Origin of the sequence: Crateriforma conspicua (assembly GCF_007752935.1) — a bacterium.
GTDB classification, from domain to species: domain Bacteria; phylum Planctomycetota; class Planctomycetia; order Pirellulales; family Pirellulaceae; genus Crateriforma; species Crateriforma conspicua.
Map to the genome: position 1 here is coordinate 6,055,617 of NZ_CP036319.1, position 25,790 is coordinate 6,081,406.

21 protein-coding genes are annotated in these 25,790 nt (G+C 57.2%); 11 read left to right on the forward strand and 10 right to left on the reverse strand.

The window, feature by feature from the left end; genetic code table 11:
• The first annotated feature begins 3 nt into the window (after window positions 1-3).
• From Mal65_RS22190 to Mal65_RS22210, 5 genes are all read left to right on the forward strand, one after another.
• Window positions 4-1,152, forward strand: coding sequence for a flagellar biosynthesis protein FlhF (locus Mal65_RS22190; protein ID WP_145302778.1), 1,149 nt, complete (start codon window positions 4-6; stop codon window positions 1,150-1,152).
• A gap of 222 nt (window positions 1,153-1,374) precedes the next feature.
• Window positions 1,375-1,608, forward strand: coding sequence for a hypothetical protein (locus tag Mal65_RS22195; RefSeq protein ID WP_146410893.1), 234 nt, complete (start codon window positions 1,375-1,377; stop codon window positions 1,606-1,608).
• Between the two features lie 62 nt (window positions 1,609-1,670).
• On the forward strand, window positions 1,671-2,468 hold the full coding sequence (locus tag Mal65_RS22200; RefSeq protein WP_145302784.1) for a FliA/WhiG family RNA polymerase sigma factor: 798 nt from the start codon (window positions 1,671-1,673) through the stop codon (window positions 2,466-2,468).
• 288 nt (window positions 2,469-2,756) lie between these two features.
• On the forward strand, window positions 2,757-4,241 hold the full coding sequence (gene glpK / locus Mal65_RS22205; RefSeq protein ID WP_145302787.1) for a glycerol kinase GlpK: 1,485 nt from the start codon (window positions 2,757-2,759) through the stop codon (window positions 4,239-4,241).
• Entirely contained in the window at window positions 4,241-5,788 is a 1,548-nt protein-coding gene (locus Mal65_RS22210) for a glycerol-3-phosphate dehydrogenase/oxidase (RefSeq protein ID WP_145302790.1), read from the forward strand. Before glpK ends, Mal65_RS22210 begins: the two co-directional genes overlap by 1 nt.
• Window positions 5,789-5,846: 58 nt before the next feature.
• Here Mal65_RS22210 and Mal65_RS22215 read toward each other — a convergent pair whose 3' ends face one another.
• The 4 genes from Mal65_RS22215 to Mal65_RS22230 all read right to left on the reverse strand — a co-directional run bounded on the left by Mal65_RS22215 (window position 5,847) and on the right by Mal65_RS22230 (window position 11,534).
• The gene (locus Mal65_RS22215; protein ID WP_231131213.1) at window positions 5,847-7,436 is read right to left on the reverse strand and encodes a sulfatase; all 1,590 of its coding nucleotides are present in this window, start codon (window positions 7,434-7,436) and stop codon (window positions 5,847-5,849) included.
• Window positions 7,400-8,797, reverse strand: a complete 1,398-nt coding sequence (locus tag Mal65_RS22220; protein ID WP_145302793.1) for a sulfatase family protein — start codon at window positions 8,795-8,797, stop codon at window positions 7,400-7,402. Before Mal65_RS22220 ends, Mal65_RS22215 begins: the two co-directional genes overlap by 37 nt.
• A gap of 66 nt (window positions 8,798-8,863) precedes the next feature.
• Window positions 8,864-10,213, reverse strand: a complete 1,350-nt coding sequence (locus tag Mal65_RS22225) for a sulfatase family protein (protein ID WP_145302796.1) — start codon at window positions 10,211-10,213, stop codon at window positions 8,864-8,866.
• A 451-nt stretch (window positions 10,214-10,664) separates the two neighbouring features.
• Entirely contained in the window at window positions 10,665-11,534 is an 870-nt protein-coding gene (locus tag Mal65_RS22230) for a DUF1559 family PulG-like putative transporter (RefSeq protein WP_165701458.1), read from the reverse strand.
• Window positions 11,535-11,888: 354 nt separating this feature from the next.
• Here Mal65_RS22230 and dtd point away from each other — a divergent pair, with 354 nt between their 5' ends.
• Window positions 11,889-12,329 carry a D-aminoacyl-tRNA deacylase gene (gene dtd, locus Mal65_RS22235; RefSeq protein ID WP_145302802.1) on the forward strand — a complete coding sequence of 147 codons (441 nt, stop codon included), beginning with the start codon at window positions 11,889-11,891 and terminating at the stop codon, window positions 12,327-12,329.
• Window positions 12,330-12,349: 20 nt separating this feature from the next.
• Here the strand turns inward: dtd and Mal65_RS22240 are convergent, their stop codons facing one another.
• On the reverse strand, window positions 12,350-13,096 hold the full coding sequence (locus Mal65_RS22240; protein WP_145302805.1) for a metal-dependent hydrolase: 747 nt from the start codon (window positions 13,094-13,096) through the stop codon (window positions 12,350-12,352).
• Between the two features lie 254 nt (window positions 13,097-13,350).
• Between Mal65_RS22240 and Mal65_RS22245 the strand changes: the two genes are divergently transcribed.
• Window positions 13,351-14,478, forward strand: a complete 1,128-nt coding sequence (locus tag Mal65_RS22245; protein ID WP_231131214.1) for a CvpA family protein — start codon at window positions 13,351-13,353, stop codon at window positions 14,476-14,478.
• A 225-nt stretch (window positions 14,479-14,703) separates the two neighbouring features.
• Here the strand turns inward: Mal65_RS22245 and Mal65_RS22250 are convergent, their stop codons facing one another.
• The 4 genes from Mal65_RS22250 to Mal65_RS22265 form a co-directional block, all read right to left on the reverse strand.
• Complete coding sequence (locus tag Mal65_RS22250; RefSeq protein ID WP_145302808.1) at window positions 14,704-15,675, reverse strand: acetyl-CoA carboxylase carboxyltransferase subunit alpha; 972 nt, start codon at window positions 15,673-15,675, stop codon at window positions 14,704-14,706.
• Complete coding sequence (locus tag Mal65_RS22255; RefSeq protein ID WP_145302811.1) at window positions 15,672-16,616, reverse strand: serine/threonine-protein kinase; 945 nt, start codon at window positions 16,614-16,616, stop codon at window positions 15,672-15,674. The genes Mal65_RS22250 and Mal65_RS22255 overlap by 4 nt, the downstream gene beginning before the upstream one ends.
• A 232-nt stretch (window positions 16,617-16,848) precedes the next feature.
• Window positions 16,849-18,027 (reverse strand): glycosyltransferase family 4 protein, encoded by a 1,179-nt coding sequence (locus Mal65_RS22260; RefSeq protein ID WP_145302814.1) that lies wholly within the window; start codon window positions 18,025-18,027, stop codon window positions 16,849-16,851.
• A gap of 83 nt (window positions 18,028-18,110) precedes the next feature.
• Window positions 18,111-19,325: an argininosuccinate synthase gene (locus tag Mal65_RS22265; protein WP_145302817.1), complete on the reverse strand. Its 1,215-nt coding sequence runs from the start codon at window positions 19,323-19,325 to the stop codon at window positions 18,111-18,113.
• Window positions 19,326-19,600: 275 nt separating this feature from the next.
• Between Mal65_RS22265 and larB the strand changes: the two genes are divergently transcribed.
• From larB to Mal65_RS22285, 4 genes are all read left to right on the forward strand, one after another.
• A complete protein-coding gene (larB, locus tag Mal65_RS22270; RefSeq protein WP_145302820.1) occupies window positions 19,601-20,455 on the forward strand; it encodes a nickel pincer cofactor biosynthesis protein LarB in 855 nt (284 codons plus the stop codon).
• 91 nt (window positions 20,456-20,546) lie between these two features.
• On the forward strand, window positions 20,547-21,464 hold the full coding sequence (locus Mal65_RS22275) for an NAD(P)H-hydrate dehydratase (protein WP_145302823.1): 918 nt from the start codon (window positions 20,547-20,549) through the stop codon (window positions 21,462-21,464).
• A gap of 81 nt (window positions 21,465-21,545) precedes the next feature.
• Window positions 21,546-22,562, forward strand: coding sequence for a bifunctional riboflavin kinase/FAD synthetase (locus tag Mal65_RS22280; RefSeq protein WP_145302826.1), 1,017 nt, complete (start codon window positions 21,546-21,548; stop codon window positions 22,560-22,562).
• The gene (locus Mal65_RS22285) at window positions 22,562-23,557 is read left to right on the forward strand and encodes a DHH family phosphoesterase (RefSeq protein WP_145302829.1); all 996 of its coding nucleotides are present in this window, start codon (window positions 22,562-22,564) and stop codon (window positions 23,555-23,557) included. Before Mal65_RS22280 ends, Mal65_RS22285 begins: the two co-directional genes overlap by 1 nt.
• A 110-nt stretch (window positions 23,558-23,667) precedes the next feature.
• Here the strand turns inward: Mal65_RS22285 and Mal65_RS22290 are convergent, their stop codons facing one another.
• Window positions 23,668-25,740 (reverse strand): membrane or secreted protein, encoded by a 2,073-nt coding sequence (locus Mal65_RS22290; RefSeq protein ID WP_145302832.1) that lies wholly within the window; start codon window positions 25,738-25,740, stop codon window positions 23,668-23,670.
• Between the last annotated feature and the right edge of the window lie 50 nt (window positions 25,741-25,790).

Consider the following 25,790-nt stretch of genomic DNA (forward strand, 5'->3'; position numbering starts at 1 on the left):
ACCATGCACATTCGCACCTTCCGAGCCGCCAACCTGCAAGCCGCCCTGGCGGAAATCCGGCGACAGATGGGCCCGACCGCGTCGGTGCTGCATACACGTCAGGTTCGTGACGGCTGGCTGGGATGGTTGGGGCGAACCCACGTCGAAGTCACCGCGGGCATGAGTGATGAATTTCCGGCAAGCGAAATTCCGGTGTCAACGACCGCGTCGCCCGCTGATCCGATGGCTCTGGAACCGACCGGAATCGACGCCAGGGACCCGTCGTCCGACGTGTCAATCCGCCTTCGCACCGACAGCAGCGACGACCTGCCCGCGTCATTGGAAGTCTATCGTTCGGAATTGCTTCAATTAGGTGTTCCGCATTCGATCGCTGCACGTTGGATCAGTTCGACCGCCAGTTTCCAGGCAACGCTGGGTGACCATTCCAGCCCGCTGACCTGGGCCGAACCGCTACAGCAAACCGTCGCCCGTAACATCAAGATCGCCGGCCCCATTCGCACACGTCCGGGGCACCGTCACGTGGTGGCTCTGGTCGGCCCCACCGGCGTCGGCAAAACGACAACGATCGCCAAGCTGGCCGCTGGCTTCCGAATCGAAGCCCGTCGTCAGGTCGGCTTGCTGACCATCGACACCTATCGCATCGCCGCTGTTCAACAACTGAAGGCGTATTCGCAAATCATGGATCTGCCCATGGAGGTCGTCGAAGACCCCGGCGATATGCAAGCGGCTTTGGAACGATTGGGAGACGTCGACTTGGTCTTGATCGACACCGCAGGCCGCAGCCCTCGCAGCGACGCGAGAATCGAACAACTGGTGTCCTATCTGGATGCCGCAAAGCCTGATGAGATTCACTTGGTGCTGAGTGCCACCAGCGGTTTGGATTCCATTTTGACGACGTTGAACGGTTTTTCACCGGCACGTCCCGACGCGATGATCTTGACCAAGATGGACGAAACACCGCACAGCGCAACGGTACTGGCCGCGCTCGAACAGTCGGCCACAAGCGACCGCGGAAACGGGCGCTCATTGCCGCTGAGCTACGTCACACATGGTCAGCAAGTACCCGACGACATCGGCATTGCCGACGCGGATGCTTTGGCACAGCAAATGTTTCCCTCTGCGGTTTCACGACAGCACTTGGAAGCCGCCTGAGAAACGGATTGTTAAAGGTTTTTCGATCAATCCGATCAAGTCAAAGCCACCCGCCAACCGATACAGAAAAATGGAGCGGCCCGCACAAGAGAAATTCAGCTTGAGTCTGATTTTCAAAATCTTGCCAGATCGTTCCGACAGGAATTTATTGTTTCGATTTGACCCGTTCACGTGGATGGGCCGTTGATCAGAACCTACGCCGTCTCACTCGGTTCCCTCGCCATGGCGATGGTCATCATTCGCGGTGCAATCCACCGCGAATTGGTCAGCCAAGTGGTTTTGGAATCCGTGACCGTGCTGGTGGTGTTCGCGATCATCGGCGCCTTTGCCGGATGGATCACGGATCACCTGATCTGTCACAACGTCGAACAGATGTTTCGCCACCGAGTGGACTGGTATCGCCAGAGCATCGCGGAAATCGAAACGTCGACAACGAAATCCAAAAATACAGACTAAACGTGGCCAAACGCGTCGCCGGCAGGATGCCGCGACGGCCAAATGATTTCACGGAGGATTGAATGGCAGCGACAGTCACAGCCGATGACGAGATCCTACAAGTATGGGCCACGTTGAAGGAGACGTCGAAAGACGCTCCCAACTACGAACCGCTTCGCAACAAGCTGGTCGAACGGTACATGCCGCTGGTCAAATACAACGGCGAACGTATCTGGCAACGCTTGCCCGATGGCGTCGATCTGGACGACTTGATCAGCGCGGGCATCTTCGGGTTGATGGACGCCATCGACGCGTACGACCTGGACCGCGGTGTCAAATTCGAAACCTATTGCGTGCCACGGATTCGTGGCGCCATGCTGGATGAACTGCGAACGATGGACTGGGTCCCGCGTTTGGTTCGCAGCAAAGCCAGCAAACTGGGCGTCGCTCGCAAGACCCTGGAAACAAAGTTGGGGCGTGCCCCGACCGTCCAAGAACTTGCCGAGCACATGGAATTGGACGTCAAAGAAGTCGAGAAGATGCAGTCCGATGCCAACGCGGTCGGCGTCGTTTCGCTGAACAAGAAGTGGTACGAAACGGACAGTTACAAGGACGTTCGTGAAATCGACATTCTGGAAGACAAGAAGGGTGAAGACCCGACGCGTCGTGTCCAGAAGAACGACCTGATGCGTCTGGTGACCAAAGGCCTGAATCGAAACGAACGCTTGATCATCATTCTTTACTACTACGAAGAATTGACGATGAAGGAAATCGGCGCGACGTTGGATCTTTCCGAGTCACGCGTCAGCCAAATGCACACCTCCATTGTCAACCGGTTGCAAACGCAACTGGGTGTCCGCAAGACTGAATTCGCCGCCTAGATCGTCATCTGATGCTCTAGCTCGAACAGCCGCCGGTGTTTTCATCGGCGGCTTTTTTCATGCGACAACCGTTGTCTTGATACCCCCAAACACAATCGCACTTTCGAACGTTTGCAAAGACGATTCTTCATGCCGGCGAATCGCGATCAAATCCCTATCGTCTGGTGCGCGTGACCTTGTCCACGACAGCGAACCGTGGGCCGTTGCGATAAAATCTTGGCATCCCCATTCATGGGCCCCTTTGGATTAAGCCCACCCACCAAGTCCTTTTCGCACGACCGCTGACCTATGATCCTGGCACTTGACCAAGGCACCACCAGCAGCCGCGCCCTGCTGATCCATCACGACGGATCCGTCGTTGGAATGAAACAGCAAGAGTTCACCCAGCATTATCCCAAGCCGGGCTGGGTCGAACACGATGCGTTGCAAATCTGGCAAACCCAACGCGACGTCGCACAACAGTTGCTTCAGGAACAGCAGATTTCAGCGGACGCTGTGTCGGGAATCGGCATCACCAACCAGCGTGAAACAACCATCATCTGGAATCGCGACACCGGACAGCCTCTAGCGCCGGCAATCGTGTGGCAGGATCGCCGCACCGCCGAGCAATGCGAACGTTTGGTCGGGGCAGGGCACAGCGAACGTGTACGAAACAAGACGGGATTGGTGATTGATCCCTACTTTTGTGCCACCAAGTTGCGGTGGCTGCTGGACCACACACCCGACGCTCGGCGGCTAGCCGATTCCGGAAAGGTCGCGTTCGGGACCGTCGACAGTTGGCTGATCTGGAACCTGACCGGGGGGCAACACCACATCACCGACGTCACCAACGCGTCACGAACCATGTTATGGAATCTGTCGGATCAGCGATGGGACGACGAACTGCTGCAGCTATTCGACATCCCGGCCAGCGTTTTACCCGACGTTGTTTTGTCGTCCGCGATCCATGGTGAAACGATCCCCGACTTGTTCGGTTCCCCGATTCGAATCGCCGGAATCGCGGGCGATCAACAAGCCGCTTTGATGGGACAAAATTGTTCACGACATGGTATGGCAAAAAACACCTATGGGACCGGTTGCTTCATGCTGATGAACATCGGCAATCATCCGATGCTTTCCGAATCCAAGCTGTTGACCACGGCGGCATGTCGCTTGGACGAATCGCCCTCCTACGCGCTGGAAGGCAGCATCTTTGTCGCCGGTGCAGCGGTGCAGTGGCTTCGCGACGGATTGGGCATCATCGAACAATCGTCTGATGTCGAAGCTTTGGCTGCTCAGGTCGATGACACCGATGATGTCTATTTGGTTCCGGCACTGGCCGGATTAGGGGCACCACACTGGGATGCACACGCACGCGGCACTTTGATTGGAATCACTCGGGGGACGACCCGTGCCCATTTGGCTCGCGCGACCTTGGAGGGCATTGCCTTTCAAGTTGCCGACGTCTTGGACGCAATGAAGGAAGATTCCGGCATCGATCCGACCGAGTTGCGTGTCGATGGTGGCGCGGCTGCGAACGATCTGTTGATGCAGTTTCAAGCGGACATCCTGGGCGTTCCGGTTGTTCGCCCCAAGTCGGTGGAAACAACCGCGATGGGCGCCGCCTACCTTGCGGGTCTCGCAACCGGGTTTTGGAAAGACACCGCCGAAATCGAAACCATCTGGACCGTCGACAGAACGTTTCATCCGACGATGTCGTCCGATGAGGTCATTCACCGTCGCGGACGTTGGCGCGACGCCGTTTCCAGATCTCGCCACTGGGATAAAGCTTGATGCCCACGAATATCTCCCCCAAACCACTGGACCGGCACGCATCGATTGAACGAATCCAAAGTCGTTCTGACCCCTGGGACTTGGTTGTCATCGGAGGCGGGGCAACGGGTGTCGGCATCGCGTTGGATGCGTCAACGCGAGGCTTGGATGTCGTGCTGGTGGAACGAGACGACTTCGGCAAAGGCACCTCCAGCCGAAGTACGAAGCTGGTTCACGGTGGCGTGCGATATCTCCAGCAGGGCAACCTAACCCTCGTCCGCGATGCACTGCGTGAACGATCGTTGTTGCGGAAGAACGCACCACACACGGTTCATCCGCTGTCGTTCATCATTCCCTGTGATTCAAAACTTGCCCGATGGTATTACTGGTCCGGGCTGAAGCTGTATGACGTGCTGGCGACCGGCGCAGGTTTCGCGGGTTCAAAAATGCTTGACGCCAAGTCCGTCGTCGAACACCTGCCTACGTTGGCCAATCACGGAACCGGCGGCGGCGTCCAATACCAAGACGGCCAGTTTGATGACACACAGTTGTTGACGGACATGGCGCTGACCGCGGCACAGCACGATGCATGCTTGCTGAACTATGCCAACGCGTTCGACTTTGAAAAGTCGGCTTCGGGGGCGATCGCTGGTGTCCACGTGACCGATACGGAATCGCATCAATCGTTGGATATTCGGGGCAGGGCAGTGGTCAATGCGACCGGCCCCTTCTGCGACCAGCTACGAGCGGTCGATGCGCCGGACAGTTCACCCTTGGTCGCCGCCAGCCAAGGCGTCCACATTGTCTTGCCCAAAGATTTCCTGCCGGGATCATCGGCACTGATGGTGCCCAAGACCAGCGACGGGCGTGTATTGTTCATGATCCCCTGGCACGATCATGTTTTGGTCGGAACCACCGACACGGCGATTGACAAAGCGATCGTCGAACCGTCGGCGCAGGATCAGGAAATCGATTTTATTCTGGAGACGGCATCGGATTATCTGAACCGCCGACCAGGATACGAAGACATCCAAAGCGTCTTCACCGGGATTCGCCCCTTGGTGCAAGACGATCCGAGCGCCAAGACGGCATCGCTTTCAAGAGATCACAAGATTCAGGTGTCCACCTCCGGACTAATCACCATCACTGGCGGCAAATGGACAACCGTTCGGAAAATGGCGGAAGACGTGGTGGACCGAGCGATCAAAACAGCAAATCTGCCATCGCGACCATGTCGCACCACCGACACTGCCATCATCGATGGGAATGCCATCAAACCGGACTGTGCCGACCCGACGCCTCTTCATCAGGACTTCGCCTACACGGTTGCCGACATCCAACGAGCAGTACGCTATCAAATGGCCAGAACGGTGGAGGACGTTCTGGCACGCCGCACACGATGTCTGTTCCTGAACACATCGTCGACAATGGCGATCGCCGAGAAAGTGGCGGACATCATGGCGACCGAACTGAAAGAAGATGGCGACTGGAAACAGACGCAACTGAGCGACTTTCGCGAAACGGCAGCTCACTTCTTTCCGCCATCTAAACCGATGGAAATTCGCTAGTCCACCTGACAACGTTGCATCCGATAGCTGCAACCATTGTTGACTTCCGTCGGCCCGATCAAAGGGCTGCTGGTTCAAAAGGACTGGTCGGCGGATACGCAATAGCGCGATCCCCAAACAGTTCCCGAAGTCTTTCAACGCTGCGCCGGACCGATTCATCCGGTTGAGTTGCCAAGTTATGGAATTCCATCGGATCGCTATGGTGGTCATACAGTTCAACACCTGAATCTCCGCCATTCCATTCCGTATAGCGATACCTTCTGGTTCGAACCGAGCGTCCCATGACTGGTGTTGCCAAGCGTTGATCCGCAGGGCGTAACACCTGCGTCACCGCGCTGCCGTTCCAATCTTCAATCAGCGGTTGATCCAACAACGGCACCAATGAACGGCCATGCAGCCGTCCGGCCAAGTCACCCAACGGCACACCGGCGGTTTGTAGACAGGTCGGAAAGATATCAACAAATTCAACGATACGATCACAACTGGCGCCGTTTCCCTTGGCTTCGGGCGAATACATGATCAGCGGTGTTCGTGCCCCTTGTTCAAAGAGCGTTCGTTTTTGCCAGACGCCGTCGTGTTCTCCCAGATGGTATCCGTGATCGGACCAAAACACGATCACAAGATCATCCCACAAGTCGGCAGCGTCCACGGCATCTAATATCCGTCCCACTTGCGCGTCAACGAATGAAACGGTCGCATAATAGGCTTGGATTGCTTTCCGCAGCGTCATTGAATCCAAACCATAGTTTGGAACGGGGCAATTGTGTGCAAACGCCGGCGTGGGGATATCGTCACGATCATTTTCGGGTGACCAAGGAAGCCGAATGGTCTGAAGTGGATAAAGATCAAAATACTTCTTGGGTGCAATGTAAGGCGTATGGGGTCGAAAGAACCCAGCTGCAATGAACTGGGGTCGTTTTGGCACATCTTCCAGCCACTGAATCGCTTGCGTTGCAACCATCCCATCGGTCTGTTCTTCATCGGTTCCATCGGCGGCCAACCATGACAACGAAGCACTGATCTTGCGATGCGGTTCGGCGTTGAAGACGAGGTGCTCCTCACGCTTGTCTCGACCTTTTGGATTGACAACCTGATCCCAAGACACAGGATCATCAAACCCATCGGTGCCGATTGCAGCGGGAACCGCATAGTGAAAAATCTTCCCGACTCGTCGGGTTTGGTACCCCGCCTTTTGAAAGGCTTGGGGCAGGGTCACGACACCGGGTAATTCTTCGCGGAAATGACGCGCCAAGTCGTACACCTTGATGGCGTCAGGCCGCAATCCGGTCATCACCGAAGCACGCGACGGATTGCAAAGAGGCAACTGGTTATAGGCACGATCAAACTTGACCCCGCGAGACGCCAACCGATCGATGTTCGGTGTCACCGCAACCGGATCACCGTAGCACCGAATGGCGGCGCCCAAATCGTCGACCGCAATCATCAGAACCGATTTCGGCGTTTCCGCATCCACTGTGGCCGCACAAATGCCCAGCAGCGTTCCAACCAAGATGGCCAACGGAAACTTTGCGACGCTGCACAGCGATCGGTATCCGCCAAAGCACAACGAAGGACGATCCATTTCCACGAACGGCAAGAACCATTCCTTCGTCAGTCGGCGATATCGGGAAACGAGCGTGGATGCCATTGATTAGAATTCTCCAAAGGCCGCGGATCAGCATGAACGGTGCATTGATCCCCCTGTTGTAGCATCCAATCGTTCAGTCTGTGTTTGAAATCACCGATGATTGCTTCATGGCTTGGATCGTTCACCAAATTCCGCTGTTCCCAGGGATCCGATTCCAAATCGTAAAACTCCCACTCCGGCCGCATGTAGTATTTGTTGACGATCATTTTGGCACGTTCGTCGGACAGAAACCGATCCGACCATTCGTTCCAGTAGGCACCTGCACCGGGCTTGCGCAGCAGATCCGAGTGATTGGTATGTGCCCATTCTGGATGCAGGTTGTGGATCAGCTTCCAACGACGCGAACGCACCGAGCGGATGGGATAGACATTCATCCGGCCATCGCCGGTGTGCGTGGTAAAAATCCAATCTCGGTGCTGATCCGTTTCCCCCAAGGCGACATTAGAAAACGAACGTCCGTCCAAATCATCCGCAAGACGGCCACCAACCAGGTCGATCAGCGTCGGCAACAGATCAATCCAACTGACCATGGCACCGGTCGTCTTCCCGCTTGGAATGTGGCCTGGCCAGGCCATGATCAAGGGAACGCGGGTGCCATAATCATACAAGTTCCATTTCCCAAACGGCCATTGGGATCCATGATCACTGGAATGCACAAAGCAAACATTGGATCCCAAATGCCGGTCGACATCCGATCGCAGTTCGCCCAGGTACTGGTCCAGTTCTTTGATCTCCTGGTAATAATCCGCGCGGTGCTTGCGGGTCGCCGGCGTGTCCAGATGATGCGGTGGAAATTCTATATCGCCCACGTCAAAGGTCGTCTCGCTGGTCCAAGGAACATGAGGATTGCTCGTCCCCACAAACAGACACAGCGGTTTCGACGAATCGTATGTCCGCAAAAATTTCCGGACGTTGGGCTTCAACTGTTGGAGGGACGATTGCAATCGAACTTGGTCGAACCCGTACCGTTTCACCTGTTTGCCGTGTGCGACTTTTCCAAACGCAGCAACATAGTATCCGGCGTCTTTCAAATTCCCGACCAGTGACGCAATTTCGGGACGTGGTTGCGTATGGTTGGCCTCCGCGCCGTTGCGAGCAGGCATCAATCCGGTCAGTAGAGCGGCGCGACTTGGCGCACAGGCGGGTGAAGCCACAAATGCATGGGTGAACACAAGACCTTCATCAGCCAAACGCTCCATCTGTGGCGTCGGAATATTTGAATTTCCATAAAGGCTGGAATCTGCCTGCGAGTGGTCATCCGAAAGATAGACGACCAAATGTGGCAACTGCGTCCCACCATCATCCGCCACAGACACCCCAATCGCGGTGAATGCAGCCATCCATATCACAGCCAATCGCATCAACGAATCCCTCGGCAAGATGAAATACGTTTCCTTGAAATCGACACCCAAAAAGCGATCGGATGACTAATTTGCCTTGGGCGAATGACCGGGCATGCGATCATAGGCCTTCATTTCCGTCTGATGACCGGCATCGCCACAGGCGGCCATCCAACGATCCAGTTCCGCTTTCAATCGATCCTTCACCGCCGTGTACTGCGGCATTCGTGCCAGGTTTTCTTGCTCCAGCGGATCGCTTTGAATGTCGTACAATTCAAATTCCGGGCGACGTGTGTAGCGTCGAACCAATTCGGCGGCTTGTGCGTTTCCGTTTTCTGCAGCCTCAATCCAACTTTTGAATTCTTTTGATCGAGTGCATGCGTTTTGGAACTCCATTTCAGGACTGAAGTTCCAGATGTACTTAAAGCGTCCGGAACGAACCGATCGGATTCCATAGTATTCCGATCCATGGTGAATCCCCCGCGTGGTCATTTCACCAAACACATAATTTTTGTGTGTCTGCTTGCCCGCAAACACATTCACAAGGCTTGCGCCGTCCAGATTGTTGTCAGGCATCCCGCCGGCGACCTCAATCCAAGTCGGTAAAAAGTCCACATACTCGATCATGGCCGGATTCACCGTACCTGGCTTCACTCTTCCAGGCCAACGAACCACGCAAGCCGACTGAAGCCCTGTGTCATAGCAGGTCCATTTAGCGAACGGGAAGGAATTGCCTTGCTCGCTGACGACCATGACCAGAGTATTGTCGGTCAAACCCCGTTTATCCAACAGGTCCAACAACTTGCCGACTTGACCATCGAAGTATGTAATCTCGGCAAGATACCGCGAGAATGCGTCACGTGTTTCAGGCGTGTCGACAAAGTAGGGCGGCAGTTCCAAATCCGACGGGGGATATTGCGACGCATCCCCCTTGTCCCACGGGCTGTGGGGTTCGTTCGAACAGGCGAGCAAACAAAACGGCTGACCAGCCTGTTTGCACTCCACAAAGAAATTGTCGATGCGTTTGAAATCGGGATTCTTGCCTCGCTTCTTCTTTGCATCTGAATTCAGCTTTTCCCAAGTGAAGACACTCTTCGGATTTACGTGTGTCTTCCCGCTTTGTGCGACGCGATACCCCAAGTCGCCCAGGTACTGAACGACCGACTTGGTCCCCGGATCGACCGTCGTATGGTTCGGATACGCCCCGCTTTTGACCGGATAGAGACCGGTGTAAACGTTGTGACGCGTGGGTGAACACATGGGGGCCGCTTGAAAGCAGTGCGTCATCCGCATGCCCTGCGTCGCCAGCGCATCGATATTGGGTGTCAACGCTTGCCCGCCATAACAACCGATATCTCGAAACGTACAATCATCCGCAATCACAAATACGATGTTGCTGGGTTCCCTTTTGGCAGCGTCGGCTGATTCACTGCCCATCGCAGTGCCAGTCCAGCAGACGCCAGAAATCCAGAAAAACGCTATCAAGAATAGACGCGCAATGCTCGTTTGATTTGGCATGTTTTCTCAGTTGTCGAGATCGGATCCGAGTACCGCAGAGAATGGAAATGCCATTCACGGGCGGAAACTCGGATCGAAGGGGCGGGGTAGGGTAGGGGCCGCATGTCTCGGGCCAGGACGGTCCTGGACTGTCTGCTTCAGATCGTCCGCAGGAACACCTTAACTGTAATACGATCGCCGATCGAAATGTCGACGGCAATTCAGCGTCAACTTTTGTCGGCTGAAGATGGGCGGGCGTTCATCTCCCATGTCACCGGTCCCCCAGGGCTCGTTCGGACCAGCAAATCGGCGACACTGCCACTGGAACCCCGAGCGATCGCCGCAGTGTGCCACACCAAGCCACTCGATCCCGAAATGGTCGCCAGCGGGTTTATCGAGCGACGACCGGACGCAGCGTACCCGCCGGCACCGAATCACCACTGTCAGGTGTGATCATCGCTTGAATGGTTGTAACGGGAGTCTGAAGATCCAATTGATGCACCTGGCCGTTTGCCGTCGTCACCAGAATGGAACCTGGATGCATACCGCGTATTTCTTCCGACATGCCGCCGTATCCCTGGTTCCATTGCTGACGAAAATCCAAGTCGGTCGGCTGCATCCAACTTCTGGTAAAAGCATCGGGCTGCACCTCCGCGACCAACAACGTGGATGCACGGCCATCGGTGATATCTTTCGGCGAAATCGACTGACCGGGCGCAAAGACCGTTCGCGGTCCTAGAAAAACCTGATAGGGCGTTGTTCCCGGCAACCCTTCATTCCTTGGATGGCTGTAAACGTCGGGCACCACATTCGTCCACTGCCGGTTGGCCGCGTTGTCCCAGGGCAGGTCGAGCTGTATGGATTCGTATCGCTCATTTTCGCCGAGATAAGGCAATATCAAGACTCTCCATGAATGCAGTGGAGCCCCCGACGGACCGACCGTGTAGGCCGGCGGATAACGCCCATAGTCATTGGCATAAGCATTCAAAGCTTTTGCAATCTGCTTTAGGTTGGAAGTCGACACCGCGCGGCTTTGTGCCGTCTGGATGGTCGAAACGGCTCCACCACCAAATCTCACCACCGCCACCAGCATGGCGACCAGGCAACCCAGGAAGACCAGCCCCGCGGTAAAGATGGCAAGCGGCTTGCGGGCAATGGTGCTTCGCCACCGGAACGTGTCGTTGGCGTTTGCAGTTGATCGAAGTGACGATGCGTCAGGGCTATCAAAATCGGGAATCGTGATTGGTCGTCCACATGTCACACATGCCCCCTGCGCACCGCTAAATTTCCGATCAACTTCGGTTCGCGTCCCACAGTGCGGACAGGTGAAAAGGAATTCCATGGACGATGCGGATCAAAGAATCAGGCGGCTTGCGGTCAGTTTGTATCGACGGTCCATTGTAAAACAGGCGGGGCATCTGGATCAGATCCATGGCCCAAACAGCCTGCGATTCAGCCCGGCAATCCATCGATGACATTTTGGCTGCGGACGCAGTCCCCCAGTGTCATCTTTCCCCGGGGTCGTCGAAGACGGTTGGAGGGGTTTGTCCGCGATGAATGTCGCCGCAAACCCAACGAACGTGATCGCCCTTTTTGGTCATTTGGAAACGGAAACATGCGTCTGGTTATCCAGCGAGTCACCGAAGCGACGGTGTCTGTCGACGGAAAGATCGTGGGACGCTGCGGCCCAGGCCTGATGATACTTGTCGGGGTGGGGCAGGGGGACCAAGCGGAACACGCCGAGTGGCTGGCCAAAAAATGCGCCGAACTTCGCATCTTTGATGATGGCGACGGCAAGATGAATCAATCGATCCTGGATATCGGCGGATCGGCGTTGGCGATCAGTCAGTTCACCTTGCTGGGGGATTGTCGAAAAGGTCGTCGCCCAGGATTTACCGACGCAGCAGACCCCGCCATTGCGAATGAACTGTACCAGCATTTCGTTCACCGGTTGGTCGGGCAGGGCGTTCCGACTGAGACCGGCATCTTCGCGGCCGACATGAAAGTGGCACTGACCAATGACGGACCGGTCACTTTCATTTTGGAGCGAGGTTGATTCTCCGATTGGTGCCAGGATCATCGCCAAGGCAATCGATCGGCCCATTGCCGAAATTCCTGCTGTGGATCGGCAATGTAGGTTTCATAGGCCGCCCCGGTTTCTTGCATGCGATTGCGTTGACGCAGACGATCCAAAATCCCGTAGTCGCCCCACGCCAGATAAGCCAACAGAAATAGCTTGGCGTACACCGACACGTTGGCGATCCAGTTGTTGCCGAAGAATTTGAGCGCGGTTCCAAACGACTTTTTTAGTCGGAAGTGCCCGAGTCGGAAATCGATGCTCCAAATTTCGTCCAGTATCAGGTGCACCATGAAGCCCACGAAAACGGCCAACGACTTGTAAACGCGGATCCCTTCGCTGGCGCAGGGCATCGCTAGATAAGCCGAAAGTCCCGCAACCAAAGCCGCCGGAATGCTATGCCACATTCCGCGGTGGACCGTGTAGCGTTTGAAGACTTCCACGAGGATGAATCGGATCGTCACGTAAACCAGCATCGCCCCCAATGCCATCGCTTCGTTGGACAACCCCATGTCGCGAAAGCGTTCGATCATCAGGACGGGCACAATCGCCGCGGCGAACATGCTTGTTTCACGCAGCGGGATTCCCGAATCACTGTCCAGATCGGGCAGCATCCCACTGACGCTGCACAAACCACCTGCGATGATCGCCGATTCCAGCGACATCCCCTGGGACGCCATTCCCCAATACCCATAGCCGACGCCGACCAGCGTGCTTCCGGTGATGTGGGTTTTGAAATCGGCCACGACGCGTCGGGTTTCAATGCAGGGGTGAAGGTTGGAATCGACGGAGCAGGGCGGTCCGCGGTGTGTCGCACCGGGGCATCATTGCGTCGCCCTTGCCCCGGGCAACACGCCGGTCAGTTTGGCGATCGCTGGATTCCCATCACCAACAACAGCCATGCGGAGTTCCCCGCGTCTTACATAGCCAGTATTCACCGCCGAATGCCACCGCGATTGGTCTTCAGATGCCTCCGGTCGATCGCGTATAAGAAAGTCGCTTGCCAGAGGCCAACGTCGCGGCGTCATGGAACACCGAAGTCGTGTTTCATTTTTTGCTAGCAAAACGCCCTGCTCCCAAACTCGTTCGCGGAATGGACAATTACGACATCCTGATGCTGGTCGTCTTGGTCGGGGCCACGTTGTTCGGCGCGATCAAAGGCTTTGCGTGGCAGCTGGCTTCGATCGCATCGATCGTCGTCAGCTACATCGTCGCGTACCAGTTTCGCGAACCCTTTAGCGAATCCATCAAAGCCGATCCGCCGTGGAATCGGTTCCTTGCGATGCTGATTTTGTACGTGGGTACGTCGCTAGTGATCTGGATGTTGTTCCGGATGATCAGCCGGACGATCGACCGCATGCGGCTGAAAGAATTTGACCGGCAAATCGGTGCCATGTTCGGTCTGTTGAAAGGTGCCTTGTACTGCACGCTGATTACGCTGTTCGCGGTCACGCTGTTGGGCCCGGGCCTCCGGGAGTCCATCGTCGCAAGCCACAGCGGTCGCTACATCGCTCGCGTCTTGGACAAGAGTCAAGCGATCATCCCACCGGAATTGCACGAAATCGTTCAGCCGGTTTTGGACAAATTCGACCAGCAGTTCCAACAGGCACAACCCAATCCATCCCAACCATGGTCGGCACCGTGGTCGAGTAACTCGGCAGAAAACAATCCCGCGACGCAGAACTGGAATTCCGGATTCGCATCGGGTTCGGGATCTTCGCCCGGCGGCGTACCGGCGATCCCCGCATCGGCATCATCGTGGTCCGGTGGCCAATCCAATGCGACGCCGATCAACCAGTTCATTCAACAAGGATTCGATCAGGCACGTCAGCAAGTCGACGCTTGGGGACGCCAAATTGACCAATCACAAGACGCCTATCGACAAGCCGGAAACGCGTATCAAGACGTCCGCCAATCGGCATCGCAGACGTATCAAAACGCACAGCGTGCGTACCAAAATTTTCAGCCGTCTTCTTCGTTCAACCAAGGCCAAACCGGCAACGGTTCGGCTTACGGAACGAACGGTTCTTCGCATGGCGGATCGAATCCCGGCGGCGCATCATCGCCGCAAAACGGCGGATGGAATGACGGGGGACCGAACAACGCCGTGCCGCCGTGGCAACGCTAGCGGGGCATGCATCGCCGAGGGTCCAGTGTGAGGAACCCGCGGATCGGCGAATCGCCTGAAACACGGGGAAAACCGCACCTCGAATACAACATAAGGGGCATTATCGGACGTTGCGGAGCGGTTAAAATTCGCCCCGCTTTCAGGCCGCATCAGCGTCAACGCCTGGGATCGACCAGCCGACTGATGGCTGGCCATGCACGCCCAAGACAACGACAACGCAGACCATCAAGCGGTCGCCGCAATCTCATCAAAGATGCCCATCGCGCGGAACTTCTCGTACCGCTGTTCGATCAACTGATCGACCGGAACGGATTCCAATTCCGACAACTTGCGAGACAGATAGGTCTTCAGCCGCGACGCCATTTGGTGGTGGTCACGATGGGCACCGCCAAGCGGTTCTTCGATGACATCGTCGACGACGCCCAGGCGAACCAAATCGCTGCTGGTGAACCGCAGCGCGTTGGCGGCTTTGGGCGCGTGTTCGTGACTTTTCCACAAAATGCCCGCACAACCCTCGGGGCTGATCACGCTGTAGTAAGCATGCTGCAAAACGGCGACACGGTCACCGACGCCGATCCCCAGGGCGCCGCCACTGCCGCCTTCGCCGATGACGATGCAGATGACCGGCGTTTTCAACCGACTCATCATGAACATGCTTTCGGCAATCACTTGAGCTTGCCCACGTTCTTCGGCACCGACGCCGGGATAGGCACCGGGCGTGTCGATGAAACAGATCAGCGGCAAGCGGTACTTTTCGGCCAGCCGCATTTTGACCATGGCTTTTCGATAGCCTTCGGGGTGGGCACATCCGAAATGACAGGCGGCACGTTCCTTGTACGTGCGGCCTTTCTGGTGACCGAGGACCATGACCTTGAATCGATCCAGCTTCGCGAATCCGCTTAACATCGCACGGTCATCACCGAAGTGTTTGTCGCCGTGCAATTCAACGAACTCGTCGAACGCCAGGGTCAAATAGTCGCGTGTGTAAGGACGGTTCTTGTGCCGTGCGATCTGGACGGTCTGCCATGCATCCAGCGAACCGTAGACTTCCTTCAAGCGATGGACCAATTCCAATCGCAATTGACGCAACTGGTCATCATCGGCACCGGTCCGATCGGTGGCGCGTTCGATCGCAGCGATCCGTTCTTCCAGATCGTTGATCTCTTGTTCAAATTCCAAACCGGGGCCGGCGCTCATTCTTCATCACCTTCGTTCTTTGGCTTGCCTTTGATCAACAAGTCTTCGCTGCCGCGGATTCCCGGCATGTCGTCAAAGACGCTGATTTCAGGTGGCTTGGGACGTTTCTTGAAGATCTGCAGTGATCGAAAGATCTTCAAGAACTCCCACATGGATTCGGGTCGTAGATCGGGTTTCTTGGCCATCATCTTCTTGACCAACTCCGCAAACTCTTTGGTCACGTTGTTGTTCTGCGCGACGGCACTCGGGATGGACGCGTTGAGGTGTTTGCTGAGCAAGTCGTTCGGCGTCTGGCCGGTGTACGGCGGCTTTCCCGTTACCGCTTCGTACAACACACAGCCGAAGGAATAGACGTCGCTGCGTTCGTCACAGATCTTGCCGCGGATCTGTTCCGGCGACATGTAACTGCGAGTGCCCTGCACTGTCCCGCCGCTGCGATGAAACAACTTGCCGATGCCGGACTTCTTTTGCTCGGCGATCGTGAAGTCGATCAGCTTGGTGACGCCTTCGCGACTGACCAGATAATTGTCCGGCTTGATATCGCGATGAATCCAATTCTTGGTGTGCATGTAATACAGGCCTTCGGCGGCCTGCATGATGATCTTGTCCAACATGAACGCCAGAGACTCTGGCCCGCGTCGCAGAGCCTGCTTCATGTTCAATTCGCTGAACAATTCCATGACCAGAAACGGCACCCCGTTTTCGACACGGTGTTCGTACATTTTGACGATGCGATCGCTGCTGAGATCTTTGGCGACGTTGAATTCGTGCTTCAGCGCGGCGATCTCCCCTTTGTTCTCCCGCATGCTGCGTTTCAAAATTTTCAACGCATACCGCTTGTGGTCATGCTCCTCGATGGCTTCCCAAACTTCGCTGGTACTGCCCGCCCGGATCAGTCGTGCCAGGCGATAGGGGCCCAGGAAGTCGCGAGTTTTTGACATTCGTAATCTTTGCGGCCGATGAGGGTTAGAGAAGTTTTGCGGGCTCTCATCATAGTAGACGACCGGCAGATTGGTGTAGACCGAAAGGTGGCCTCAATCGTCACGAACCGCACGGCGTGCGGTTGTCGCTGAGGCCTCGACGGCCTGGGAACCCCTGCCGATGGCGGCAACGCTGCGGATCGCGCGAAGCTGGCCGCCAATCACCTGGTCGATGACGCACCGCCCTGCCCTTTCAGGAACCGGTGTGGGCCCCCGATTCGGCCAGTAATTCTTCGTACAGATCGCGGATCCGCCGGGTCATGGTTTCGTGCTTGAACTGATCGGTGAACCGGCTTCGTCCGGCATTTCCCATCGTTTGTCGCTGCTGCGGGTCGGCGGCTAAATCGATCAATGCGCGGGTCAATGCTTCGATATCTCCGGGGGGAACAAGAAATCCGGTCTCGCCACTGATGCAAACTTCGCGGGCCCCATCGACGTCATAAGAAACCACCGGGCGGCCCGCGATCAAAGCTTGAGGCAAAGCTCGAGCCAGGCCTTCGCGGTACGACGTGTGTGCCAGGCCGTCCATCGCGCTCAATTGACGTGGGACGTCGGTCGGTGGAACCAATCCGGCGAACACAAAGTGCTTCGTCAGCCCGAGTTCGTCCACGCGACGCTGCAGGGAATCTTTCAAGATGCCATCTCCGACCAACAGGAATTTCACCCGTGCATTGGCGGCGACAACGTCCTTGGCCGATTCGATCAGGTCGGCATGGCCCTTCAAATGAAACAGTCGAGCGATCTTGCCGATGACGATGTCTTCATCGACAAAGCCGTAGTGACGCCGCATTTCCGTGCGATGCTGATCAGCGTCGTAAAACGGCTGCACATTCATTCCGCTGTGAATGGTGATGAACTTTTCACGTGGCGCGACGCATGCGTCGACCATCAAATCGGTCATCGCATCGGCCACCGAGATCAACCGGTGGCAACGCTTCGCCGCCCAGCGTTCACACGCGGCGAAGAATCGTCGCGACGCGGCAGGCTGATAAGGGTGAAATGGCGCACCGTGAACGGTGTGCACAACGGCGGGCACCTTTTCCGCCCACCCCGCCCATCGTCCCAGCATGCCGCCCTTGGCACTGTGGGTGTGAACGACATCCGGTTTGTATTGCCGAATCACTTGTCGCAATTGACGGGCGGCGGTGGCGTCACGCAACGGATGAATGTTTCGTCGCAGCGAATCAATCATCCGCACCGGCAAATCGCCGGTTCGTCCCTGACTGATCAAATCGCCTTCGGGGCCCAGCGCGGGTCCGGTCACCAGCAACACGTCATCCCCATACAGCTGAACCAAGTCCAAACAGTTCAGCAACGTGTTTTCTTGCGCGCCGCCGATGATCATTCGCGTGATGACGTGCAGTACGCGCACAAACTTTTCCCGGTTCAAAGACGACGAAGCGTTCAACGGGGCCCCGGTCCGCTGCCTGGGGCCTCCGTTGAACGCGAACACGATCAATACTTTCGCGGTGTCACCGTGCCTTGAACGCGACTGGGCAGTCCTTGAATGTTCAAGAAGCCTTCGGCGTCGTCTTGGTTGTAAGATCCGCCGCCTTCCATGGTCGCGATTTCCGCGTCGTACAAGCTGTTGGGGCTGGTTCGCGAAGCCACCATGACGTTGCCTTTGTACAACTGCAACGTGACTTCGCCGGTCGTGTGTTTTTGGGCGTCACGGATGAACGCAAACAATGCATCCATCTTTTGTGTGTACCAAAACCCGTAGTACACCATTTCGGCGACTTCGGGCGCCATGCGATCACGCAGGTGCATCAGATCGCGATCCATCGTCAATTGCTCGATGTACATCAATGCGTCGTACAGCACGGTCATGCCGGGCGATTCATAGACGCCGCGACTCTTCATGCCCACGAAACGGTTTTCCACCATGTCGATCCGCCCGACTCCGTTGCGACCGGCGATCGTATTCAGCGACTCGACCATCTCCAGTGCATTGACTTGTTTGCCGTTGAGCGTCGTGGGGACTCCGGCTTCGAAACCGATCGTGACTTCCTCGGGTTGATCCGGTGCTTCTTGTGGACTGACGCCCATGCCGAAATCGACAAGCTCCACACCGTTGACATCCAATTCTTCCAACTGGCCCGCTTCGTAACTGATGTGCAGCACGTTTTCGTCGCTGCTGTAGGGCTTTGCGGCGGACGCTTTGACGGGAATCTTCTTCGCGTCACAGTAGTCGATCAATTCGGTACGTCCGGGGAACAGTTCACGGAACTCCTTGATCCGCCATGGCGCGATGATCTTGACCGTCGGGTCCAATGCTTCGGCGGCCAATTGGAACCGACATTGGTCATTGCCCTTGCCGGTGGCACCGTGGGCAAACGCCGTCGCCCCGACTTCGCGAGCGACTTCCAAACACACCTTGCTGATCAGCGGACGGGCGATGGAAGTGCCCAGCAGATAGATCTGTTCGTACTTGGCCTGCCATGCCAGCACGGGGAAAGCGAAGTCGCGACACAGTTCTTCGCGAACGTCGATCAGCCGCGAAGATTTCGCACCACAATCGCGAGCCTTCTGCATGATCGCGTCGCGGTCCTCGCAGGGTTGGCCCAGGTCGACATAGACCGCATGCACTTCATAGCCCTGGTCTTGCAACCAACCGAGAATGACCGAAGTGTCGAGGCCGCCGGAATAGGCGAGGACGCAGCTTTTCATGGATCGTTATTCTGTTGAGAAAATTTGTGACGAATTTGACGATATTGGAAAATCGAATCGTTCCGCTGGCAACCGCCCCTCCGGCGGCCTTTGTCGACCGATAGATTCGATACCGCGTCGGTCCGTGCCGATGTCGATCGATGACCGGTCTTGCGACCGGCCACGGTTTCCATTTCCGCGTCCACCCGTCACCCGCCTCCTGGTATCCGATCGGTGCCACGGGTCGGCCCCGCACCCTGCCCTGCCCTCGTTTCATCGCCAAAGCGACCGTGATTATGTCTGATTCGACCCCACTGCCCGCCGATCTGATCCGCCAGCTGGAACAATTGGCCGCGGGAAACGCCAGCGTCGACGAAGTGACCGATTGGATTCGAGCCGCCGGCGGCCCCGAATGCTTGGCCAGCCCCGCGGACAATTTGCGTTCGATCGATGGAGCGACCGTGGACCTGGGACGCCGTGACCGGTGTGGTTTCGGCGAGGTGATTTTCGGCGAAGGCAAGTCGGCGGAACTGATCACGCGGATCATCCAAACCCAACTGGATGCCCAGCAGCACGCCTTGGTCACCCGATTGGATAACACCACGGCGGCCCAGGTTCGCCGCTGTTTCGAGCATGCGTTTTACAATCCCCTGGCCCATACGTTGCGCGTCGGCCAGCTGGAATGCCCTGCGGCGCAGCAGCTGGACATCGAACAGGTCGACCAAATCCCGCACGTCGGGGTAATCACCGCAGGCAGCACCGATCAGCACGTCGCCGAGGAAGCCATCGAGACACTGTTTTGGATGGGCATCCCGTTTCGTCGTTTCGACGACATCGGCGTCGCAGGCCCTGCCCGGTTGATGGCGTCGGTGCCTCAGCTGCAAAAGGCGGATGCCTTGGTGGTGGTCGCCGGCATGGAAGGTGCACTGCCGTCGGTCGTTTCCGGGCACGTCGCGGTTCCCGTGTTCGCGGTGCCGACCAGCGTCGGATACGGTGCCAACCTGGGCGGCCTGACTCCGCTGATGGGCATGCTTAGCAGCTGCACGGCGAACGTGGCCGTGGTGAACGTCGATGCCGGATTCAAGGGCGGCTACTTGGCCGGGCTGGTGGTTTCGCGAATCCAACACGCCACGACGCAAGCGTCTGGCTGACCCATCGAGCGACGCCATCGCGAACGATCCAGGTACGCCTGCGTCCCATCGGCGCCCGGCCTTTCGCACTTTTTCGGCACATTGAAACCCGATGAACCACCCTGCCCCGCCGCTTCCAGCCCGTCCGACCCGCAAAACTGACGCTCACAAAGGCGATTTCGGAAAATGCCTGTTGGTGGGTGGTTCGCGTGGCATGGCCGGATCGATCGCACTGAGCACCTTGGCGACGCTGCGCACCGGTTCCGGTCTGGTCACCGCCGCGGTTCCCGACGGTTGCCTGGAAACAGTGGCAGCGTTTCACCCGTGCGCGATGACGGTGCCGCTGGACGACCAGGGCGGCCAATTCGGCGCTCAAGCGGCCCAGCAGTTGGCGGATTTCCTGCAAGACGACGCCACCGGCGGAGACATCAAGTTTGATGCGATCGGGTGCGGACCTGGAATGTCGACCAGTTTAGGGTCACAGCGGATCGTCGATTTGCTGTGGAATCAAACCACCAAGGTCCCCCGCGTGTTCGATGCCGACGCGCTGAACATTTTGTCCGCGAAAGGATGGCTGAACTCGACACAGTCCGCCGATGCATCGGCGGACGTCGGACCGGTTGTCCTGACACCCCATCCGGGCGAACTGCAGCGATTGACGGGTGTTTCCGCATCCGACCGTCAGAGACAAATCGATGCGGCTGCTTCGATCGCGAATCGTACGGGCGCTGTCATTGTGGTCAAAGGCGGGCCAACGGTGGTCGTGGGCCGCGCGGGCCGCTGGACCAACACGACCGGCAACCCGGGCATGGCGACGGCGGGATGCGGCGATGTGTTGACCGGCGTGATCACGTCGCTGTTGGGGCAACGCGGCGACGATGGTCGGCGAATGTCTCCCTGGGATGCGGCACGGCTGGGTGTTTTTCTGCACGGCACCGCCGGCGACCGTGCGGCGGAACGGTTGGGGCAAGCCTTCATGGTGGCGACCGATGTGATTGACGGGCTGAGCGACGGTCCGTCGGATCGATGAAGCTGACGCGGCGAAGAACTGTCATCCAAAACCGGCAACCGCTGGGGGTGGGCCTTTCCGATTCGTCGCGTGAAGTTCATCATGCCCCCCGTGACTGAAATCGTGTACCTGGATGAAATCCCCGGCCCCGCCGGGGCGCCCCCGCGGACCTCGCCGCGCGGGGACACTGGTGCGCGTCAATCCGATTTGGATCGCTTGCAGCGCGGCGTGCTGTCGATCGGCAACTTTGATGGCGTACACCTGGGTCATCAATCGTTGTTACGCCGTTTGCGTTCCATGGCCGATGAACTGGGCGGCCCCAGTGTGGCGATCGTCTTTGACCCGCATCCGGCAGAGATCTTGCGTCCGGATAACCCGCCGCCGCGGCTGACCACCCTGCCCCGCCGCGCAGATTTGATGTCGCCGCTGGGAATCGATTTCTTGTTGGTTTGCCGAACCACCCAGGCGCTTTTGAATCTTTCGCCGGACGACTTTTTCGACCGCTTCATCCTGTCGACACTGGCCGCCCGCGGAATGGTCGAAGGCCCCAATTTTTGCTTCGGCAAAGACCGCCGGGGAGACATTCCGATGCTGCGGCAGCGTTGCGACAAGCAACAAATGCAATTGGAGATCGTGACGGCCGCCGACGACGGCGCCGAAATGATCAGCAGCAGCCGAATTCGTCAGTGTTTGTCGCAATCCGATGTGGCATCGGCCGCCGCCATGCTGGGCCGGCCGCATCGAGTTTCCGGGTTCGTTGTGACGGGTGATCAGCGTGGCCGCAAGATCGGGTTCCCCACCGCCAACTTGGATCAATGGTCGACGATGGCGCCTTCGCCGGGTGTGTACAGCGGACGCGTGGAATTGGAATCGGGTGCCCAACATCCCGCAGCCATTCATCTGGGGCCGAATCCGACTTTTGAAACTGACATGAAATTGAAGTTTGAGATCCACGTGTTGGACTACAGTGGGTCGCTTTACGATCAAATTCTCGCGGTCGACTTCATCGACCACATTCGCGCGGTCCATTCGTTTGCATCCGTGGACGACTTGATCGCACAGTTGAAACGCGACGTTGCCACGACGCGGCGTCACTACTTGAATTGGATGAATCGCTAATGGGCGTCAATTGGAAAGCTTTCGTCGATCAAATCTCGCACTATCAGTCTTTTGTGCTGGTCAGTCACATTCGCCCCGACTGCGATGCGTTGGGCAGCGAACTGGCAATGGCCGAAGTCCTGCGAGCGATCGGCAAAGACGTTCGGATCATCAACGCCCACCGCACACCTCCGGCGTTGCAGTTCTTGGATCCGGCCGGCAACATCGACGTGCTGGGCGATGATGTCGAAGCGGAAGACATTCATTGCGATTGCTTCATGATCCTGGACACCAGCGCATGGGCCCAGTTGGGCGACATGGGTGATGTGATTCGCACCGCCACCTGTGACAAGATGGTCCTGGACCACCACGTCGGTGAAGACGACTTGGGCGCGACGATGTTCAAGGACTACCAGGCCGAAGCGACCGGTCATTTGGTGATCCAAGCGGCCGATGCCTGCAACGTTCCGCTGACCCGAAAGATGGGCGTGGCGGCATTTGCGGCGATCGCCACGGATACCGGATGGTTTCGTTTCGGCAGTGTGACGCCGGAAACGTTTCGCGTGATCTCGCGGTTGGTGGAAGTCGGCGTGGTCCCCAGCGAAGTCTACGGCGACCTTTACGAACGTGACACGTTGGGCCGTTTGAAGCTGCGTGGATTGATTCTGTCACGCACCGAGGCGGAATTGGACGGAGCACTCGTTCACACCTACGTCCAGAAAGAAGACTTCGCCGCGATGGGCGCGGAACCATCGGACACCGAAGACGCGATCAACCTGACGCTTTCGGTCGGTGGCACAAAAGGCGCGGTCATTTTCGTCGGCCAACTGCGTGGCGGATACAAACTGAGCTTTCGCAGCCGCTGTGACATGGATTGCAACGAAATCGCACGCCAATTCGGCGGCGGCGGCCACAAGGCGGCTGCTGGGGCGTTCGTCGAGGGCACGTTAGCCGAAGCCCAAGAACGTGTTTTGCCGGTCGTCCGCCAAGCGATGCAAAAGGCGTTGGGGCTGTAAGACGTCCGGCGAAGCGGCGTCACAACAGCCATGTCCACGGCCGAACGAAGATTCGGCCGAAGGCATTGGCAGAACGCAATCCACGGAACGCCAAAGGTTGGCTGCGCCGCCTATTGCTTCAAGACAAACCCGCACAATGCCCAACCGTCGTCGGTCGTGACCACAAAGTTACCGGCGACACCAAAGTATTTTTGGATCGTCTTGAACGGTGGCAACTTCTTCGCTTCGATCGGGTCGGGCTCGTCTTGTAATTCCGATTCGTCGACGATTCGCTTGATCAGCGACGCCAGCACCGAATCGCTATTTCGCAGTTCTCCTTGGCGAAGCAATTCATATTTGATGCGGCGCGACAGATCGGTTCGAACGATCCGATCGACTGCCACGTCTTCGGCCCCCAGCGACTGCATGGCCGCGACAGCCTTTTGCACCCGAGTGTTCGCATTCAGACCATCGGCGGGCGGCTTTCGCATCCGCTTGGCGGTTTCGATCAGCAAATCGGAATGGCTGCTGAAGACGACATAGTCCGCTTGGCCCTCGCGAGTCGCGGGCACAACGGCGATCGCCCAGGTCGTCAACAACTGCTGTTTTTCTTCTTCGGCGGGCGCGACGTCTTGGAAGTCCCCAAAGTCGCCAAACAATTCGTCCTCGAACGATTCGTCGTCATCGGTGACTTCGTATTTCCAGACTTCCAAATCGGGAATCGATTCCAACAACGTAAAATTGGGTTCGTTTTGCATGATGCGACGCAGCGAACCCTTAATGACCGCCGCATCCTTCAGTTCCAGCGCGACCAACATGCGTTCCGATGAAACGGAAGCGGGCAAAACGTTGTCGGTCAACAAGATCATTTCTTCGCCCAGGTTGGGCACGACGTCGTTCAAGATGTCGACGTTTGCGGTGTCTTCACCGCGGCGAATGTCTTCCAGCGTGTCCATAAAGACTTCGCTGCCCATCGCTTCGTCGACCAACGTTTCCAGCGCCAGAAACGCATCACCAACTTCCCAGCTAAGCCGCATGAAATTGGCCGTGTCGCCGCCGACCCAGTCCGGGATTTCGGGTCGTGGTCGATTCGGAAACTGTAGGACTCGAGCACCCAACAGATAGCGTTGATCGTCTTCGGCGGTCGGTGGTGCGATCACGACGCCACGGTGCAGCCAATCAAAATCACCGGTGCCGATCGCCACAGTTCCGCCGGCCGCCTGAATGGCATCGAACCCCTGGTTCTGCAACAGTTCCAAGATTTGAACATTGCCACGTCGATCAACGTGAAATGCTTCGCGTGCGATTTCGCCCATCGCAAAGGGTTCGGCATACCACTGCACGCCCATCGGGACGCCGGGAACGTCGTCGCCCAGTCGCTGAACATCATCCTTGATCGCCGCTTCGGAACGCGAGCGAATCGTTGAATACAGATCCGCATCGCGGATCGTGTCCGAGGGTGCACGGCCTTGAATCGCATCGATCAGTTCGGTCACCAGTGTGTCACGATCAGACGCGATCACACGATCTTCGCTTTTCCAGATCGCGATCTGTTCGATCTTGTATTGGCCGACTTTGGTCTTTGGCATGTACACGCGAATCGTTTCGCCGGCATGTTCCAGATCCTTGCGTTGGGCTTCGCGGACTTTCATGTCGGCGTCGACCTGCTGCAGAACTTCATCAGCAGCCTCGCTACGACCACGGATGTCGGCGATCACACAAAATGCGTAGGGCCGACGCGGTTCTTTGGGGTACGGCAACCAAGCCGCGACGACTTCACCCGATGCGATGTCGTAAACGTCTTCGACCTTCAGCCCGATCTTTTTGTCCAACGAATCCAGGTACTTGTTGGCCAGTTCGCGTTGGGCTTCGCGAAACGGCTTCATCGAAGGATCGTCCAACAGCCGCCCGAAATTGGTTTCGCCGCCGGAAGCACAGAAATCAGGAAGACTGGGAAAACGCACCAGCCCGGCCGTCGTGCTGGGCAGCAAATCGATCGCCGATGCGAACGCAGCTTCCCCGTCACCGTCCGCTTCGGCGGCAGAAACATCGCCATCAGTTTCGACCGCATCTTGGGCGGCCGCAACGTTTTGGCCCTCGCCCGTTGCGACAACGCACAGGACCAAGCATGCCGAAAGGATCAGACGGCTGACCGACCGTGGTTGACCGATTCGCCGGATCGCAAAAAAAGACAAAAGAGACATAGAGTCCGTCAGATTGCTAGTTGCATTTGTCGAAGCAAGATCGGCATCCG

Bases quoted from the DNA above. Each gene is read 5' to 3' on its own strand.
- Mal65_RS22190 (WP_145302778.1), top strand. From the start codon at position 4: ATGCACATTCGCACCTTCCGAGCCGCCAACCTGCAAGCCGCCCTGGCG.
- Mal65_RS22195 (WP_146410893.1), top strand. From the start codon at position 1,375: ATGGCGATGGTCATCATTCGCGGTGCAATCCACCGCGAATTGGTCAGC.
- Mal65_RS22200 (WP_145302784.1), top strand. From the start codon at position 1,671: ATGGCAGCGACAGTCACAGCCGATGACGAGATCCTACAAGTATGGGCC.
- glpK (WP_145302787.1), top strand. From the start codon at position 2,757: ATGATCCTGGCACTTGACCAAGGCACCACCAGCAGCCGCGCCCTGCTG.
- Mal65_RS22210 (WP_145302790.1), top strand. From the start codon at position 4,241: ATGCCCACGAATATCTCCCCCAAACCACTGGACCGGCACGCATCGATT.
- Mal65_RS22215 (WP_231131213.1), bottom strand. From the start codon at position 7,436: ATGGCATCCACGCTCGTTTCCCGATATCGCCGACTGACGAAGGAATGG.
- Mal65_RS22220 (WP_145302793.1), bottom strand. From the start codon at position 8,797: ATGCGATTGGCTGTGATATGGATGGCTGCATTCACCGCGATTGGGGTG.
- Mal65_RS22225 (WP_145302796.1), bottom strand. From the start codon at position 10,213: ATGGGCAGTGAATCAGCCGACGCTGCCAAAAGGGAACCCAGCAACATC.
- dtd (WP_145302802.1), top strand. From the start codon at position 11,889: ATGCGTCTGGTTATCCAGCGAGTCACCGAAGCGACGGTGTCTGTCGAC.
- Mal65_RS22250 (WP_145302808.1), bottom strand. From the start codon at position 15,675: ATGAGCGCCGGCCCCGGTTTGGAATTTGAACAAGAGATCAACGATCTG.
- Mal65_RS22255 (WP_145302811.1), bottom strand. From the start codon at position 16,616: ATGTCAAAAACTCGCGACTTCCTGGGCCCCTATCGCCTGGCACGACTG.
- Mal65_RS22265 (WP_145302817.1), bottom strand. From the start codon at position 19,325: ATGAAAAGCTGCGTCCTCGCCTATTCCGGCGGCCTCGACACTTCGGTC.
- larB (WP_145302820.1), top strand. From the start codon at position 19,601: ATGTCTGATTCGACCCCACTGCCCGCCGATCTGATCCGCCAGCTGGAA.
- Mal65_RS22275 (WP_145302823.1), top strand. From the start codon at position 20,547: ATGAACCACCCTGCCCCGCCGCTTCCAGCCCGTCCGACCCGCAAAACT.
- Mal65_RS22280 (WP_145302826.1), top strand. From the start codon at position 21,546: ATGCCCCCCGTGACTGAAATCGTGTACCTGGATGAAATCCCCGGCCCC.
- Mal65_RS22285 (WP_145302829.1), top strand. From the start codon at position 22,562: ATGGGCGTCAATTGGAAAGCTTTCGTCGATCAAATCTCGCACTATCAG.
- Mal65_RS22290 (WP_145302832.1), bottom strand. From the start codon at position 25,740: ATGTCTCTTTTGTCTTTTTTTGCGATCCGGCGAATCGGTCAACCACGG.